The sequence below is a fragment of the Anaerostipes rhamnosivorans genome, from assembly GCF_005280655.1.
Classification (GTDB): Bacteria; Bacillota; Clostridia; order Lachnospirales; family Lachnospiraceae; genus Anaerostipes; species Anaerostipes rhamnosivorans.
Genome location: NZ_CP040058.1, coordinates 679404 through 693459, shown reverse-complemented (window position 1 = coordinate 693459; position 14056 = coordinate 679404). Strand labels below are relative to the sequence as shown.

17 protein-coding genes are annotated in these 14056 nt (G+C 46.5%); 5 read left to right on the top strand and 12 right to left on the bottom strand.

Annotation, left to right across the window (positions count from 1 at the left end):
• Positions 1 to 222 precede the first annotated feature (222 nt).
• Positions 223 to 738, top strand: coding sequence for a ferritin-like domain-containing protein (locus tag AR1Y2_RS03430; RefSeq protein WP_137327712.1), 516 nt, complete (start codon positions 223 to 225; stop codon positions 736 to 738).
• Between the two features lie 9 nt (positions 739 to 747).
• Here the strand turns inward: AR1Y2_RS03430 and AR1Y2_RS03425 are convergent, their stop codons facing one another.
• The 4 genes from AR1Y2_RS03425 to AR1Y2_RS03410 all read right to left on the bottom strand — a co-directional run bounded on the left by AR1Y2_RS03425 (position 748) and on the right by AR1Y2_RS03410 (position 4874).
• The gene (locus AR1Y2_RS03425) at positions 748 to 1554 is read right to left on the bottom strand and encodes an MBL fold metallo-hydrolase (protein ID WP_137327711.1); all 807 of its coding nucleotides are present in this window, start codon (positions 1552 to 1554) and stop codon (positions 748 to 750) included.
• Positions 1551 to 2336 (bottom strand): EFR1 family ferrodoxin, encoded by a 786-nt coding sequence (locus tag AR1Y2_RS03420; protein ID WP_137327710.1) that lies wholly within the window; start codon positions 2334 to 2336, stop codon positions 1551 to 1553. Before AR1Y2_RS03420 ends, AR1Y2_RS03425 begins: the two co-directional genes overlap by 4 nt.
• 153 nt (positions 2337 to 2489) lie before the next feature.
• Positions 2490 to 3620 carry a DUF6070 family protein gene (locus AR1Y2_RS03415; RefSeq protein WP_137327709.1) on the bottom strand — a complete coding sequence of 377 codons (1131 nt, stop codon included), beginning with the start codon at positions 3618 to 3620 and terminating at the stop codon, positions 2490 to 2492.
• Between the two features lie 93 nt (positions 3621 to 3713).
• The gene (locus tag AR1Y2_RS03410) at positions 3714 to 4874 is read right to left on the bottom strand and encodes an amidohydrolase (RefSeq protein ID WP_137327708.1); all 1161 of its coding nucleotides are present in this window, start codon (positions 4872 to 4874) and stop codon (positions 3714 to 3716) included.
• A gap of 173 nt (positions 4875 to 5047) precedes the next feature.
• Here AR1Y2_RS03410 and nox point away from each other — a divergent pair, with 173 nt between their 5' ends.
• Together nox and AR1Y2_RS03400 are read left to right on the top strand one after the other, a co-directional pair.
• Entirely contained in the window at positions 5048 to 6388 is a 1341-nt protein-coding gene (gene nox / locus AR1Y2_RS03405; RefSeq protein ID WP_137327707.1) for a H2O-forming NADH oxidase, read from the top strand.
• Positions 6389 to 6419: 31 nt separating this feature from the next.
• Complete coding sequence (locus AR1Y2_RS03400; RefSeq protein WP_137327706.1) at positions 6420 to 7673, top strand: [Fe-Fe] hydrogenase large subunit C-terminal domain-containing protein; 1254 nt, start codon at positions 6420 to 6422, stop codon at positions 7671 to 7673.
• Between the two features lie 192 nt (positions 7674 to 7865).
• Here AR1Y2_RS03400 and AR1Y2_RS03395 read toward each other — a convergent pair whose 3' ends face one another.
• From AR1Y2_RS03395 to AR1Y2_RS03375, 5 genes are all read right to left on the bottom strand, one after another.
• Entirely contained in the window at positions 7866 to 8693 is an 828-nt protein-coding gene (locus AR1Y2_RS03395; protein ID WP_137327705.1) for an undecaprenyl-diphosphate phosphatase, read from the bottom strand.
• A gap of 87 nt (positions 8694 to 8780) precedes the next feature.
• Positions 8781 to 9044, bottom strand: a complete 264-nt coding sequence (locus tag AR1Y2_RS03390; protein ID WP_137327704.1) for a TfoX/Sxy family protein — start codon at positions 9042 to 9044, stop codon at positions 8781 to 8783.
• Between the two features lie 93 nt (positions 9045 to 9137).
• The gene (locus AR1Y2_RS03385; protein ID WP_137327703.1) at positions 9138 to 9596 is read right to left on the bottom strand and encodes a hypothetical protein; all 459 of its coding nucleotides are present in this window, start codon (positions 9594 to 9596) and stop codon (positions 9138 to 9140) included.
• A 62-nt stretch (positions 9597 to 9658) separates the two neighbouring features.
• Positions 9659 to 10120 carry a GNAT family N-acetyltransferase gene (locus tag AR1Y2_RS03380; RefSeq protein WP_243118839.1) on the bottom strand — a complete coding sequence of 154 codons (462 nt, stop codon included), beginning with the start codon at positions 10118 to 10120 and terminating at the stop codon, positions 9659 to 9661.
• A gap of 76 nt (positions 10121 to 10196) precedes the next feature.
• On the bottom strand, positions 10197 to 11087 hold the full coding sequence (locus AR1Y2_RS03375) for a deoxyribonuclease IV (RefSeq protein WP_137327702.1): 891 nt from the start codon (positions 11085 to 11087) through the stop codon (positions 10197 to 10199).
• Positions 11088 to 11138: 51 nt separating this feature from the next.
• On the opposite strand from AR1Y2_RS03375, the gene AR1Y2_RS18140 reads away from it, so the two are divergent.
• Complete coding sequence (locus AR1Y2_RS18140) at positions 11139 to 11261, top strand: hypothetical protein (RefSeq protein ID WP_282432132.1); 123 nt, start codon at positions 11139 to 11141, stop codon at positions 11259 to 11261.
• Positions 11262 to 11286: 25 nt separating this feature from the next.
• On the opposite strand, the gene AR1Y2_RS03370 is transcribed toward AR1Y2_RS18140, so the two are convergent.
• Positions 11287 to 12156, bottom strand: a complete 870-nt coding sequence (locus AR1Y2_RS03370; protein WP_137327701.1) for an aldose 1-epimerase family protein — start codon at positions 12154 to 12156, stop codon at positions 11287 to 11289.
• 252 nt (positions 12157 to 12408) lie between these two features.
• Between AR1Y2_RS03370 and AR1Y2_RS03365 the strand changes: the two genes are divergently transcribed.
• On the top strand, positions 12409 to 13104 hold the full coding sequence (locus AR1Y2_RS03365; protein WP_137327700.1) for a GntR family transcriptional regulator: 696 nt from the start codon (positions 12409 to 12411) through the stop codon (positions 13102 to 13104).
• A gap of 42 nt (positions 13105 to 13146) precedes the next feature.
• Here the strand turns inward: AR1Y2_RS03365 and AR1Y2_RS03360 are convergent, their stop codons facing one another.
• Positions 13147 to 13497, bottom strand: a complete 351-nt coding sequence (locus AR1Y2_RS03360; protein WP_137327699.1) for a PTS glucitol/sorbitol transporter subunit IIA — start codon at positions 13495 to 13497, stop codon at positions 13147 to 13149.
• Positions 13498 to 13511: 14 nt separating this feature from the next.
• Positions 13512 to 14048 (bottom strand): PTS glucitol/sorbitol transporter subunit IIB, encoded by a 537-nt coding sequence (locus AR1Y2_RS03355; protein WP_137327698.1) that lies wholly within the window; start codon positions 14046 to 14048, stop codon positions 13512 to 13514.
• Positions 14049 to 14056 lie beyond the last annotated feature (8 nt).

The following is a 14056-nucleotide window of genomic DNA, read 5'->3' as shown; positions in this document are numbered from 1 at the left end:
CTGTCAGTAAGCCTGAACGAATTTGTAACGTTTAGAGAAAACACACAAAACGAAAATGATAGAAGCAAAAGGAGCCGCTTTACCAAAGTTATTTGCCACTATTGGAGGAGCGCATTTCAAAAGCGTGACTTAAATAGTGGTAAATAACTCATAACATAGATTCACTGTTTCCCTGCCTTGGCATACTATAAAAACAACTGAAACAGCAAAGGAATTTTTCTTATGACATTTTCTGATTCTTACAAACCGGCAGTCACTGACTCCCGTCCTTATCCGCCTATTAAAGTTGCACGCAGAAACCCACGCTATGCTGACATGATCGTGCCTGCGCTGAGAGCCCAGTCCAGTGAGCTGACTGCGATCACCACATATATTTATCAGAACTGGATCTTCTTTCAGAAGCATACTTCCCTGGCCGAAACCATCTCAAAAATCGCCAACGTAGAAATGCACCATCTGCAGATGCTTGGAACCCTTGTGACACTTCTGGGCGGTGACCCCAGTTTTGCGCAGGACACCTGCCAATGCTGGACTGGAAATGCTCCCGGCTACACACACAATATCCGGAAGGCCATGAAGGACAACGTAGAAGCAGAAGAGGCAGCCGCCAACTTTTATCTGGAGACTGCCTCTAAGATACAGGATCAGTTTGTCTGTGCCGTGCTGAATCGTATTGCTATGGACGAGAAGATACATGCAAAAATCTTCCGCCACTATTTGAACAACTTAAGCTGCTGAGCCCAGTCTTCAAAGCTTTAATACTTCCAGATCATCCGGCACAAAAACATTTCCTGAAAATATCAGTTCTGCCTCTTTTGTATATTGCCTTTTTCTGTTTGCCAAGTCGGTATCCTCTGTATGATAAAGCACCAGATTCTTAACCCTCAGTTTCTCGGCCAGATTGCCCGCATCCAACGCCGTGCTGTGGTGCTTTTCATACGGCTGGAATATATCCCGCATGCCGTACAGACAAAACGCCTCACACATCAGCCAGTCGGCACCTTCCACGTAAGCTCTGCAGACACTGTTATACGGCTCATCCCCCAGGCATGCCAGAGAGATCCCGTCCTGCCAGTCTGCCCGGAATCCAAACTGTCTGGCCTTCGTAGACTGAATATCAAAAAACCGGACTGTGAATCCGGACATCTCCCTCTTCTCTCCGTCCTCCACTTCCTGGATCAGGATCTTGCTGTCCAGAAGCCTTAAAAACTTTCCGGCAAGGGTGAGACGGCAGATTTCTTTTAAGATATGAGCGGCCTCCCTATGGCAGTAAATCGTAAAACGTCCGTAATATGTTTCAGAGATCATCATGGATGCGATCTTTCTGACCATCCACACCGCTCCCAGTATGTGGTCCGTGTGGGCATGAGTCAGAAACATGTGACGGATCTGCCCGAACGGTATCTCCGCCCTTTCGATCTGAGCAAGGATCCCGTTTCCTCCACCGGCATCCACCAAGAGATATTCGTCCTCATGATGTATAGCAAAACACGTGTTATAGCACTTGGTGACCATGGCGTTTCCGGTGCCCAACAAGATCAATTCCGGTTTCATAACATCAACTCATTTCTCTTTGGATTGGCACAGGCCTTTTTCAGCTTCATGGACGCGGCCATCAGGACAGGCCTGCTGACACTCCGGGCATGCTGCGGACATACCGCAATACACCTCATGCAGGAGATACATTTGTCTCTGTCCGTCTCATCCGGCTTTTCCGGGGAAATCGCTCCCACTGGACACTGTACTGCACAGACTCCACATTTTGTGCACTGCTTACCGGCAGACGGCTTCATAGGGACCCCGTTGTATTCTCGGTACGGCCGGTTTCCTTTTACGGACAACGGACTCAGCTGTTTGGGCTCCTCTGCTGCTTTGAGTTTCGCCTGAATCTTTTCCGCGTATTCCTGTAACTCTTTTTGATCCAGTTCATCCGGCCTTCCCGCCGCATACTGCCGCATGATGGAATGCTCTGCCACCGCCGCCACTGCCGCTGCCGGGACAAACCCCTGTTCCTCTGCCAGGTCTTTTAACTCCAACAGGGTATCGTCATAATCGCGGTTTCCGAACACGGCCACAAGAACGATCGGTGCCCCGTTTCCTTTCATATTACGAAATCTTTGGACCGCAGGAGCCGGAACGCGTCCCCCATAGGATGGGACGCCGAAATAGACAATCTCATCGCTTTGAAATTCATAATGCTTTCCGGCATCTGGGTAACGTGAAATGTCGATGGCCTCGCACGACTCCTCTCCCCAGACATTCCCCAGAAGCTTTGTGATCTTCTCTGTGCTGTATGTAGGGCTGAAAAAAATAATCTTGGCTTTTGATATCTCCATACCGTTCACTCCTTACCTGAAGAGACTTATCATCGCTGCACTCCGGAAAAGAAAACCTCCGCCGCAGATTTTCCTGCGGAAGAGGCCTCTTTTCATTTGTTTTATTATATCAGATATTCTTATTCTCCGATAGCCTTTATCTGTGTATCTTCTCTATGCTTCTGGATGCCGTTTCTGGTTCCTTTTTTGATAAGCCGGCAGCTTATCCCTGTGTTCAGAAATGATGGTATTCTTGACAAACCAAACCCTGCCATCTTTCTGCTTTTGCAGTACCACCTGATGTGTAAATGCCTGGTCTGTACCTTTCTGTTTCAGGAGAGCATCCACCGTCAGGACTGTCATACCTCCCCCCTTATGTTCAACGTCCACAACCTCCGGCACTGGCATGGACTGGGGAGTCAGATTCCAGCCCCTTAACGGCTCCCACAGATAAGTGCTGTCCTTCTCACTGTAATCTGCGTACTGCCTGATTTCCTTTTTTGAAAACGGCAGATAGTCCTGCATAACAGCTTCAAACTTTTCAGACGTTATCCTGTCCACGCTGTTGTCATCCTGAAAGTATCGGTGATGCTTCATATAATAAAAATACTCATACAAATCATTTAAGTACAAGTTTTTATGATTCTTTCTGTCCCAGTCCGTCAGAAACAGGTTATTTCCCCGGTATCCCACAGGACTTATGTACTCTCTGTTAAGCCTCCGGCAGTCATCACTGAGAGGCAGCACCCTGACCATACAGTGGGTATCCATCTCCTCGTTTTCTGTGGGAACCGTCTCCCAGATCAGCCACCCCTTTTTTGTATACTCCCATTTGGCAGCTGTTTTGGTGTCTATATAGGAGACAGCCGGCTGCTGCTTTTTATCCCAGTCCAGATAAGCATCGGTCACGCTCATTTTTTTGCCCTGAAACTTCATTTCGTACCTATGAAGGCCTCCGGATGAAGTGACACAGTAAAATACAGCCTGTCCTTTCTTTCCTTCTTTGGCCTTCTTAAGCCCTCTCGTTACCTTCTGTATGTTCTTCATATTACAGTCATTTCCCATGCAGGCTGATGTATACCCATTCCTGCCCAGCTGGTCCACGATCCTGTGAACTTCCTTTTCAGACAGGACAGTATTCTTCCCTCTGCCCTTCTCCGCCTTTATATAAATATCCCGGTAACTGCCTGCAGCCTTAATAAGCTCCTCTCTGACTGTTTCATTTTTGTCTGTCTTTTTCTCTGCGCAGGCTGACAGTGTACAGAGACTTAAGATTAAGATCAATAGCCAAATATTCTGCTTCATTGACGCTCTCCTTTTTCTTGTTTTACAAATCTTACATCTGTAATATTTAAATGTCAAGAAGAAAAGGGTTCTTAAATTAAGAATTTAAAAACCTTAGCTGTGATCTCCTTCCCGGTAAACAACTTCTCCGTCAATGATTGTATATATAGTCTTTGTCAGGGTGTTGACCGGGTTGCCGGAAAAGACAGCGATGTCCGCATCCTTTCCAGGCTCCAGGCTTCCGACCCTGTGATCTGTCCGGCATATCTTTGCGGCGTTGATGGTGATGGCCCTTAACGCTCCCTCCATGCTCATCCCCTGCTTCACCGCCAATCCCGCACAAAGAGGCAGATAACGGATCAGGGATACCGGATGGTCTGTCATAATGGCTGTGAGCACCCCTGCTTTTTCCAGAATCCCGTTGGTTTTAAAGCTCATGTTCTGTACTTCGATCTTAGATCTTGCCGTCAGATCCGGTCCTATGATCGCCGGGAAGCCGGATGCGGCAATCTCTTGCGCCACCAGGTGTCCTTCCGTACAGTGGTCCAGTGTCAGATCAATATCAAACTCTTTTGCGATCCGGATCGCTGTCAGGATGTCATCAGCCCTGTGGGCATGGGTTTTTAATGGTATCTTCTTTTCCAGAACCGGTATCCACGGTTCCATGCGGAAATCTTTCTTTTCCAGTTTCCCTGCTTTCCTGTCCTGCTGATACTGTTTCGCCTGAAACAAAGCTTCTCTTAAAATTGCTGCCGTCCCCATTCGGGTGGAAGGCATCAGCTCCCTTCCGCCGTACTCGTTTTTGGGATTTTCTCCAAACGCTGTTTTTATGGCTGCCGGTTCAAGCACTGCCATCTGATCGATACAACGTCCGTGCGTCTTCATAAACACAGACTGGCCTCCTACCACATTAGCGCTTCCCGGTCCTGTCATCACAGAGGTAATCCCTGCAATGATCGCATCATGAAAGGCAGGGTCCATGGGATTGACGCCGTCAATAGCCCGGATCTGAGGAGTGACAGGGTCTGTGACCTCATTGCAGTCATCGCCGGCCTCTCCCCGTTTCTCCTCGATGATGCCTACATGACAGTGAGCATCAATCAGTCCCGGCATAACCCAGGCGCCGGCAGCGTCGAGCACTTCCTCGCCGTTCTCTGGCTTGGGCGCCTGCTCCACGCTGCCCAGCTCTTTGATGTATTTCCCTTCTGTACTCAGATATCCCTGTTTGATTTCTTCCCCTGTCATCGGCAGAATCCTGCCATTTATAATGAGCATAAACTGTTTCCTCCTGAGGATTATATTTACTAAAAGTATTGTCTTAAGTTTTGCCCAAAGCTAAAAAAACAAACATCTTATCACCTTTTCTTCCAAATCACAGATAATTTTTTTATTTTTTGGAATACTGAATACCAGAAGAAATATTATTTGAATCAAAGGAGATTAGGACTATGCCAAACAAAATTATTGTCGTCGGCGCAAACCACGCCGGCACCGCGGCACTGAATACAATTCTGGATCATTATAAAGATGTGGATGTCACCGCATTTGACGCCAATTCCAACATCAGCTTTTTAGGATGCGGGATGGCTCTGTGGATTGGCGGACAAATCTCAGGTCCTGACGGTCTGTTTTATTCCAGTAAGGAGATCCTTGAAGGAAAGGGAGCCAAAATCTATATGGAGACCTCGGTCAACTCCATTGATTTTGATAAAAAGACTGTCTATGTAAAAGATGCGTCCGGCAAAGACAAAGAATACTCTTACGACAAATTGATCCTTGCCACTGGTTCAACCCCTGTAGGACCCCAGCTTCCGGGCATGAGTCTTGACAACGTCCAGTTTGTAAAGCTCTACCAGAACGCCCAGGAGGTCATTGAAAAGCTCGGAGATACCTCCATTAAAAAGGTTGCTGTAGTGGGCGGCGGTTATATCGGAGTGGAACTTGCCGAGGCTTTCCAGCGCAATGGACGGGAAGTGACTTTGATCGACTGCGCCAAGACCTGCCTCTCTGCCTACTATGACGAGATGTTCTGCAAGCGTATGGAAAAACAGCTTTCTGACCACGGAATTCACCTGGCATTTGAAGAAAAAGTGGAACGCCTGGAAGGAAATACGAGGGTTGAAAAGGTCATTACAGATAAAAACAGCTATGATGCGGATATGGTCATCTTCTGTGTGGGATTCCGTCCCAATACAAAACTTGGAAACGGCCAGCTTCGACAGTTTAACAAAAACGGAGCCTATGAGACGGATCTTATGCAGCAGACAAGCCATCCGGATGTCTATGCCGTGGGAGACTGCTCTACCGTGTACAACAACGCCATCGAGGATACGGATTATATCGCACTGGCCACCAATGCGGTCCGTTCCGGGATCATCGCGGCCCACAATGCCTGCGGCACGGAACTGAAATCTCCGGGAGTCCAGGGCTCCAACGGCATCAGTATCTGGGGTTTAAATATGGTAAGCACAGGTCTCTCCCTGGACCGCGCAAAAAAACTTGGTTTTGATGCCGCCGCCACAGACTATGAGGACTGGCAGAAAGCCGGATTCATGGAAAAGGACAATTATAAAGTGGTCATCCGTATCGTCTATGACAAGAAGACCCGGCGGATCCTGGGCGCCCAGCTTTGCTCTGACTACGATATCTCCATGTCCATCCACTTATTCTCCATGGCGATACAGGAGAAAGTCACCATTGATAAGTTAAAACTGTTTGACTTGTTCTTCCTCCCGCACTTTAACCAGCCGTATAACTATATCACCATGGCGGCGCTGAACGCAGAATAACCGCTGCTTTTTCAGAACAGGAGGAAACAGATTGAAGACTTTTCAGGAATTATATAAAGAATTATTAAGAAACCAGATGAAAGACGAAGACATCAACGATGAGGATTATGATCCGCACCATCTCGACTGTCTCTTAAACCCAGACCAGTATGCTCCGGTCATCCACACGGATTCCTGCCAGGAATGCGCCTATGACAGGGCCTGCAAAAACAGCTGTATCTTTGACGCCATAGAAGAAAAAGACGGAAAGCTTACCATTGATCCGGACAAATGCGCCGGCTGCGGTGTCTGTATCGAGGCATGCAGCCTGGATAAGCTTTCCGAGAGCAAGGATATTTTTCCGGTACTCAAGGAGATCCGCAATGAAAAAAAAGATGTGTATGCACTGATTGCCCCGGCTTTTGTGGGACAGTATGAAAATGCCTCTCCAGGTCAGCTCAGAAGCGCCCTGAAAGCCGCCGGCTTTAAAGGTATGGTGGAGGTCGCCGTATTTGCTGATATCCTGACATTAAAAGAGGCACTGGAATTTGACAAGCATATCAATACGGAAGACGATTTCCAGCTCACAAGCTGCTGCTGTCCTGTCTGGATCGCCATGATCCGTAAAATATACAAGGAGCTCATGCCCCATGTGCCGGGAGCCGTATCCCCTATGATCGCAGCCGGCCGGACAGTGAAAAAGATCCATCCGGAGGCGGTCACCGTCTTTATCGGGCCGTGTATGGCAAAAAAGAAAGAGGCCAAGGAACCAGATATTAAAGATGCGGTGGACTATGTGCTCACCTTCCAGGAAGTACAGGATATATTCGACGCAGCAGACATTCATCCGGAAGAACTGGCAGAAAACGACCGGGAACACTCCTCCAGAGCCGGCCGAATCTACGCCCACACAGGCGGTGTCAGTGAAGCCGTAAAATCCACAGTGGAAAAACTCCATCCCGGAAGAGAAGTCCCTGTCCATCCACAGCAGGCCGACGGAGTACCGGCGTGCCGGAAAATGATCGAACAAATCCAAAAGGGAGAGACAGACGCCAACTTCTTCGAGGGAATGGCCTGCAACGGCGGCTGTGTAGGAGGTCCTAAGATTATCATCGACAAAGAAAAAGGAAAATCCAACGTGGAACAATACGGGGAAGAAGCTCCTTACCGAACACCTCTTGACAATCCTTACGTGATGGAACTGCTCCACCGCCTTGGGTTTAAAACCATGGAAGAGTTTGTGGAAAAGAGTGATATGTTCACTCGGGATTTTGGAGAAAGTCATCCTCAATCCCAGAGCCATTAAAATATGTAATTTCTGCTTACGCAGGATGTTACACAAGACAAAAGGTATCATCCTGCATAAGTTTTTCCTCCGATTAGGACTTGGCCTCTTTCCTCATTTCTGGCAGGAAATACTCAATCTTAGGAGGAATTTTTTCTACCCTTAAAACTGCAGTACACAATTTTGCGGACTGCAGGCAACCACTATATCCAGTTATGATAAAACTGCAAAATAAATAATAACTACGATACCGAGCAGAATCCGGTACACACCGAAAATCTTAAAGTCATGCTTGCGTATATAGCTCAAAAGCATACGGATGGCCAGAATGGATACCACAAAAGATACCGCAGTTCCCACAAGCAGGAGTATCCACTCCGTCCCGGAAAACATCCCTGACTTAAGAAAGTATTTGATGAGCTTGAGCCCGCTGGCTCCTGCCATGACCGGAACAGCCAGGAAAAACGAAAATTCACTGGCAACATAACGTGAACATCCCAAAAGAACCGCTCCCAGGATTGTCGCACCACTCCTGGATGTACCCGGTATCGCCGCCAGCACCTGAAAACAGCCGATAAAGAATGCGGCTTTATAAGTGAGTTCCTTCAGAGAACTCATAGACGGGCGCCTCTTTCTGCTCTCAATAACAATAAAAGCGATACCATAGAGGATCAAGGTTGCGGCGATCACATAGACTCCTGAGAGATAATCCTCCAGTACCATATCTAGCGGAAGCCCCACAATGATGATCGGTATACACCCGACGATAACCTTTTTCCACAGATTGTATGTCTCCCTTTTTTCCTGTCTGCTTTTCCGGGGCGAAAAGGGATTCAGTTTATGGAAAAATAACACAAGCACTGCCAGTATTGATCCAAACTGTATCACAACCTTAAATACCTCAAAAAACTCCGGGCTCGATGCCATAGGCCATATTTGGTCAAACAAAATCAAGTGGCCGGTGCTGCTGATGGGTAACCACTCCGTGATACCCTGTATAATACCAAGGACAGCAGCCTTTACTATTTCAATCAGATTCATGAACATTCTCTCCTTTATAAATTTAGAATAACGATTCTATTGTATTTCACTTTGCCAGAAATTACAATGAACAATTCTGACACAATACTAATGTTCATTTTTTATACCATTAAAAAATTCTTTCAGCTCCTGCCGTACATCCTGGGACAGATCTTTTTTCTTCACTCCCTCAATGGCGGCCTCGATCCCCCACAGGCGGTGGAGGCACGCAGACTCATCAAAAGCCCGGATCTTCAGCCACGCCTCCCGGCTTCCGGTCTCTATGAGCTGTTCTTTGGTATAGATTCCCGCTTCATTAAGCTGTTCCTCCAGCTTTTCACCAATGTTCGGCAGTTTTCTTAATTCTCCCATGATGTTTCCTCCTTCTACTGTTTCTCTCGATTATATTCTACTTGAAAAAAGAAAATGAGGCGAAACCATCTGCCGTCTTCTATGCATTTCCATTTACAGCCACGCTGTGACAATGATAAAGATTCCAATGATAATCTGGAAAATGATAAGTCCATAATTTTTGCGGTCTGTGATATAAAGATACGGTTCATTTTCGCAGATATAAATGGGATATGTATGTCCGCTCTCATAATTCTTTGCCATATTCAATGGAACTTCTTCATTGCTTTCATTTTCATAAGAAACACCGCCATAAGTATATCGGAATGTAGGTATCACCGTCTGCATTTTATTGCTTCTTGATTCCCGGCTTTTTATAAATGTCCCATAAATCTGAGTCCCACACATACGAATCTTGATTAGATCAAAGATACTCATACAGATGCCCTCAACTCCAACCGTACACCAAAGCAGCGCATGCAAAAGCTCTGTGTCTTCCATATACAGAGCATAGGTTCCCGCAAGGCCTCCGGCCAAAGGGATCAGGCCCATAAACATTTTCTTCCAACGCAAGAACTTCTTCTCCTTTATACCAAACGGAAGAAGAAAAAAAATCCCCACAGCATAACATATAATTAAACCGATTTTTCCTCCCATACTTGACAGTATTCCTCCTCTCCTGTGACAGGCTCCCTATGGATCCCTTCTTCCAAAAAACCTTCTCTTTTGTAAAATCTGTATGCCGCCAAGTTCTTTTTATATACATGAAGGGTGAGCTTTGGGTTTCTCCTTTTGCAATAATCAAGCAACGCTTTTCCAATCCCTCTGGATCGCCTATCCCTTCTCACAAAAATCCCTGCCAGATATCCGTCCGTCACTCCTGTAAATCCTGCTATTTTTCCATCCTTATCTTCGTATACGAAAATATCGGCTTTTTGGATCGCTTCTCTGACTATACTGTAATTCCTTTTCCAATAATCATGTGAAATAAAATCATGGGCATCCAGATTAGAAGCCAGCCAGATGTCCATGACTGGATCCAGGTCTTCACATTTCATCTTCCTGATCATCCCTTGCGCCGTCTCTCCGATTCTCATAAAAACCTCCTATCCGACAGTTTTATTATAAAACACAGTGAGACAATTGAAAAGAAGAGGATACGGAGTACTTACTTTATGTCATTCTGCTCCACCTATATTTTCCCTTTAAGCACCTGATTTCCTCTGCATGGCCCGCAAGATCTGTCGGTGTCTCTAAAATGAACGGCAGCCGGTACAGCGCCGGATGGTTTATGATATCTAAAATGGTCTCTTTGCCAATGTGTCCGCTGCCGATCACCGTGTGCCGGTCCTTGTGGCTTTCTCTCACATTCATGCTGTCATTGATATGAAATGCTTTTAATAATTCCAGGCCTATGATCTGATCAAAATGGCTGAGTATTTCTTCCAGGTGATCCACAATATCATATCCGGAATCCCAGAGATGACAGGCATCCATACAGATCCCTATGTGGTCTTTTAATTCAATCCGGTCCAGAATGCCCTTCAATTCCTCAAAGCTTCTGCCTACCTCGCTTCCTTTTCCCGCCATCGTCTCCAGAAGAATCACAGTCCTCATCTCCGGAAACATAATAGAGTTCAGTGCGTCCGCGATCTGTCCGGTTGCAGTCTCCAAAGACTGTTTTAACCGGTTCCCCGGATGCAGGTTATAAAAGTTCCCCGGCATAAGTTCCATGCGCTGAATGTCTTCTTTCAGCATCTGGGCTGAGAGTTCCCTCAGATGTCCGTCTGAAGAACAGAGATTTAGGGTATACGGAGCATGGGCAAGAAATGACCCAAATTCATTCTTTTTTAGAATTTCCAAGAACTCTCCAATCTCTTCCATGTTGATCTTTTTCGCCCTTGCCCCTCTTGGATTCCGGATGAAAAATTGAAAGGTATTAGCGCCAATCTCAATAGCGTTGCGTGCCATCCGCTGGTATCCGCCTGCCACAGAGAGGTGGGTACCGATCTTTAGGTTTGTATTTGTTTGATTATTTTTTATATTTTCAATCTCTCGTTTCATATAAATAGTCTCTGCAATCCCTATTTGTTTATGTGCAAAAGAGGCAGCAAAATGAAAAAAACAAGATTAGAACAGGGTCGGGAAAACCTGCAGATCGCTCCCGACCTGGTACTCCAGAGAGAAGCTGGATCCTCAGAAGAGGGAACTGAAAAAGGGAACAGAACCTGCATATAAGCAGGGACTGTCCCTTTTTTGAGGATTATAAAATCTCTATCGTATAAGACCGCTTGCTGCTTTCCCCCGCATCCAGGGACTGAATCAGGTACTTATGCCGGATATCCTGCACTCCCTGCCCGACAAAATCATTGATGCCGCACCAAGGCTCAATACACAAATATTCCGCCTGATCAATGGCGGACGGCATGGTCCAAACAGCCGCTGCCGGAAATCCCGGAAAACACACTTTCAGGTGATAATCTGCCTTTTTACAGTCCAACGTCATGGACGAAATCCCGTCTTCAAAGACCAGCGCATCCTTCCGGAGCAGATCAGGGGTGAGCCAAAGTTCCCCTGCCTGCTTTGCCACCGGGTATGTCTCTCTGGTCACCAGCCTGCCTTTCACCCGGTGTGTGTTTAAGTCCAATGCCCGGTCAAAGATCAGGCGGTAATCGGAAAGTCCAGTGTTCTCCGCCAGCTGAAATCCCGGATGGGCGCCGATGGAATAATACATGGTGCTGGACCCTGCATTGAGAACTGTCCATGTGACCGTCAGCTTCTTTCCCTCCAGCCGGTGGGAAACCTGCAGGCAGAAACGATAGGAGTAAGATGCATAGGTATCCTCGCTGCTCGTAAGCTGCATCACGATCTCGCTGTTGTCTATATGCACTAAGGTGAAATCCATATCACGGGCAAAACCATGTGCTCCCATTTTATAAGTTTTCTCACCCACCGCATAGGTTTCGTCATAGAAGCCGCCGATGGAAGGAAACAGGAGAGGGCTGTGCTTCGGCCACACCGGGCCTGCCTGCCATATGTACTCACGCTCTTTGGTCTTATCGTACATTTCGCAGAGCTCGCTGCCATGTTCTAGTATCGAGATGCGGCATACTTCATTTTCTAATTGATACACTTCAATGTTCCTCGCTTTCTTTAAAACGTCTGGATTTTTGTTAGGAGATATAGTATAATGAAGCGGCAAAAATTAAGAATTTTTTACCATTTTTCCTTCTCAAAGTCTTTAATCTGATGAATATGGACATACTATGTGCTTGAGATGTATATTTTTTAATCTAAAGAGGCTGCTCCATCACATATTTTAGCATTACCGGAGGACTGCATTTAAAGTAAGACAAAGAAACATTTCCGTTTTGGAGGATTGTGAATGAATCGAAAATTTATGTCGGTCAAAAACTGTATTCTAGAAAAAATTGACAAGATGTCACCCAATGAAAAACTGCCTTCTGAGCGCGATCTTATCGAAGAATTTGGCTTCTCCCGCCCCACCATCCAAAAGGCACTATCAGATTTGGAAAATGAAGGTATCATTTACCGAAAACCACGGCAGGGCTCCTTTGTCGCTGACCGCCGCCTGCACAAGTCTCTGGATTCTCTTCAAAGTTTTCCGGAAGACCTCCGTTCCTCAGGGGATATCCCCTCCACGAGGCTGATTGATTTCGAGATCCTGGAAGCATCTGAGACTGTAGCCAGAAAGCTTCAGATGAAAGTGGGGGATCCCGTTTACTACCTCGTGCGTCTGCGCCATAAAAACGGTGATCCAATCATTTATGATTACTCCTACTATGCTCCGTTTGCGATTAAAGATGCCAGCTGTGAGGTATTAGTTGATTCTATCTACAGCTTTATGGAAAAAAAGGGAATGAAGATTTCCATGGCAGAAAAGACCGTGGATGCCATTCTTCCTCCAAAAGAGATTGCCGATGCATTAGAACTCCGAAAGGATGAACCTGTCATTAAGATCGAAATGATCGCCTACCTTTCAGATGGCCGCCCTTTTGAATATACTCTTTCCCATAAAAATCCAAAAAAATATTTGCTTGAAATAAAATCCTACCGCTGATAGGTAAAGGTGCCAATCACATGCCTGGCACCTTTTTTATTGTCATTCTATACTCACAGAATCTCCGGTCTGATAGTCCGGGTATTCTCCTTCGACATGTACAGTCCCTGGAAGCGCGGCCTCTTTGGCCCCGTCAAACCGGACTGTACAATGCCCAAGCTCTGAAAATGTCTTCGATGCTATATCACCCACCGCAGTGACTGGATAGCTGTTTTTTCCAATACATAGAGTATCTCCCGGACAAATGGAAACCGGCTTCTTAGGCTCAGTGATGAGCACGCTGTAATCTTCCAGTCCTCCATTTGCGCACTGTCCAAAGAATATCAGCATGTTTTCACCCTTGAATTCACGTGCCTGTGCTCCAATCCCTATAATCTTTGTCTCAAATTTCATGCTGCTTTCCCCTCCTAAAATACCAGCTGACCGATGATAACAGCAATGATGATCTCAATTGGCGCTACTAAAAATTTAGAGAATAATACAGCGGATACCCCGACTTCTACTGTCTCTGGTTCTGCTTCGCAAAGTGACATGCCGACTGGAATAAAATCTGCTCCGCAAGGCTGATGGATCGCAAATACCGTTGGAAGCGCCATCGTTAGTGGCACGGCACCTGTACTGATGAGACCGCCGATCAGCGCACCGATGACCTGTGGGATAACTGCTCCGGGTCCGATGATCGGAGAGATCAGAGGAAATGTGATGATCAGGCCCATGACAACCAGCCCAACCGGAGATGTCGCCAGTCCTGACAGCGCATTTGCTATGATATTTCCAACCCCTGTACTCGTGATCAGCGTAAATACTGTGGACACAAAAATCAGAAATGGGATGATGGTTTCCAGACAGAGCTTAAATGAATTCCTGGCCGCCTGCACAACTGTCATTACAAATTTTCCGATCGCCGAAGCCACTGTTGTCATAAATTTAGAAACTGCTTTCATAATTTTTC

What these genes read in the sequence shown, in the direction of transcription:
- AR1Y2_RS03430 (WP_137327712.1), top strand. Translation starts at nt 223, where the DNA reads ATGACATTTTCTGATTCTTACAAACCGGCAGTCACTGACTCCCGTCCT.
- AR1Y2_RS03425 (WP_137327711.1), bottom strand. Translation starts at nt 1,554, where the DNA reads ATGAAACCGGAATTGATCTTGTTGGGCACCGGAAACGCCATGGTCACC.
- AR1Y2_RS03420 (WP_137327710.1), bottom strand. Translation starts at nt 2,336, where the DNA reads ATGGAGATATCAAAAGCCAAGATTATTTTTTTCAGCCCTACATACAGC.
- AR1Y2_RS03415 (WP_137327709.1), bottom strand. Translation starts at nt 3,620, where the DNA reads ATGAAGCAGAATATTTGGCTATTGATCTTAATCTTAAGTCTCTGTACA.
- AR1Y2_RS03410 (WP_137327708.1), bottom strand. Translation starts at nt 4,874, where the DNA reads ATGCTCATTATAAATGGCAGGATTCTGCCGATGACAGGGGAAGAAATC.
- nox (WP_137327707.1), top strand. Translation starts at nt 5,048, where the DNA reads ATGCCAAACAAAATTATTGTCGTCGGCGCAAACCACGCCGGCACCGCG.
- AR1Y2_RS03395 (WP_137327705.1), bottom strand. Translation starts at nt 8,693, where the DNA reads ATGAATCTGATTGAAATAGTAAAGGCTGCTGTCCTTGGTATTATACAG.
- AR1Y2_RS03390 (WP_137327704.1), bottom strand. Translation starts at nt 9,044, where the DNA reads ATGGGAGAATTAAGAAAACTGCCGAACATTGGTGAAAAGCTGGAGGAA.
- AR1Y2_RS03380 (WP_243118839.1), bottom strand. Translation starts at nt 10,120, where the DNA reads ATGAGAATCGGAGAGACGGCGCAAGGGATGATCAGGAAGATGAAATGT.
- AR1Y2_RS03375 (WP_137327702.1), bottom strand. Translation starts at nt 11,087, where the DNA reads ATGAAACGAGAGATTGAAAATATAAAAAATAATCAAACAAATACAAAC.
- AR1Y2_RS18140 (WP_282432132.1), top strand. Translation starts at nt 11,139, where the DNA reads ATGAAAAAAACAAGATTAGAACAGGGTCGGGAAAACCTGCAGATCGCT.
- AR1Y2_RS03365 (WP_137327700.1), top strand. Translation starts at nt 12,409, where the DNA reads ATGAATCGAAAATTTATGTCGGTCAAAAACTGTATTCTAGAAAAAATT.
- AR1Y2_RS03360 (WP_137327699.1), bottom strand. Translation starts at nt 13,497, where the DNA reads ATGAAATTTGAGACAAAGATTATAGGGATTGGAGCACAGGCACGTGAA.
- AR1Y2_RS03355 (WP_137327698.1), bottom strand. Translation starts at nt 14,048, where the DNA reads ATGAAAGCAGTTTCTAAATTTATGACAACAGTGGCTTCGGCGATCGGA.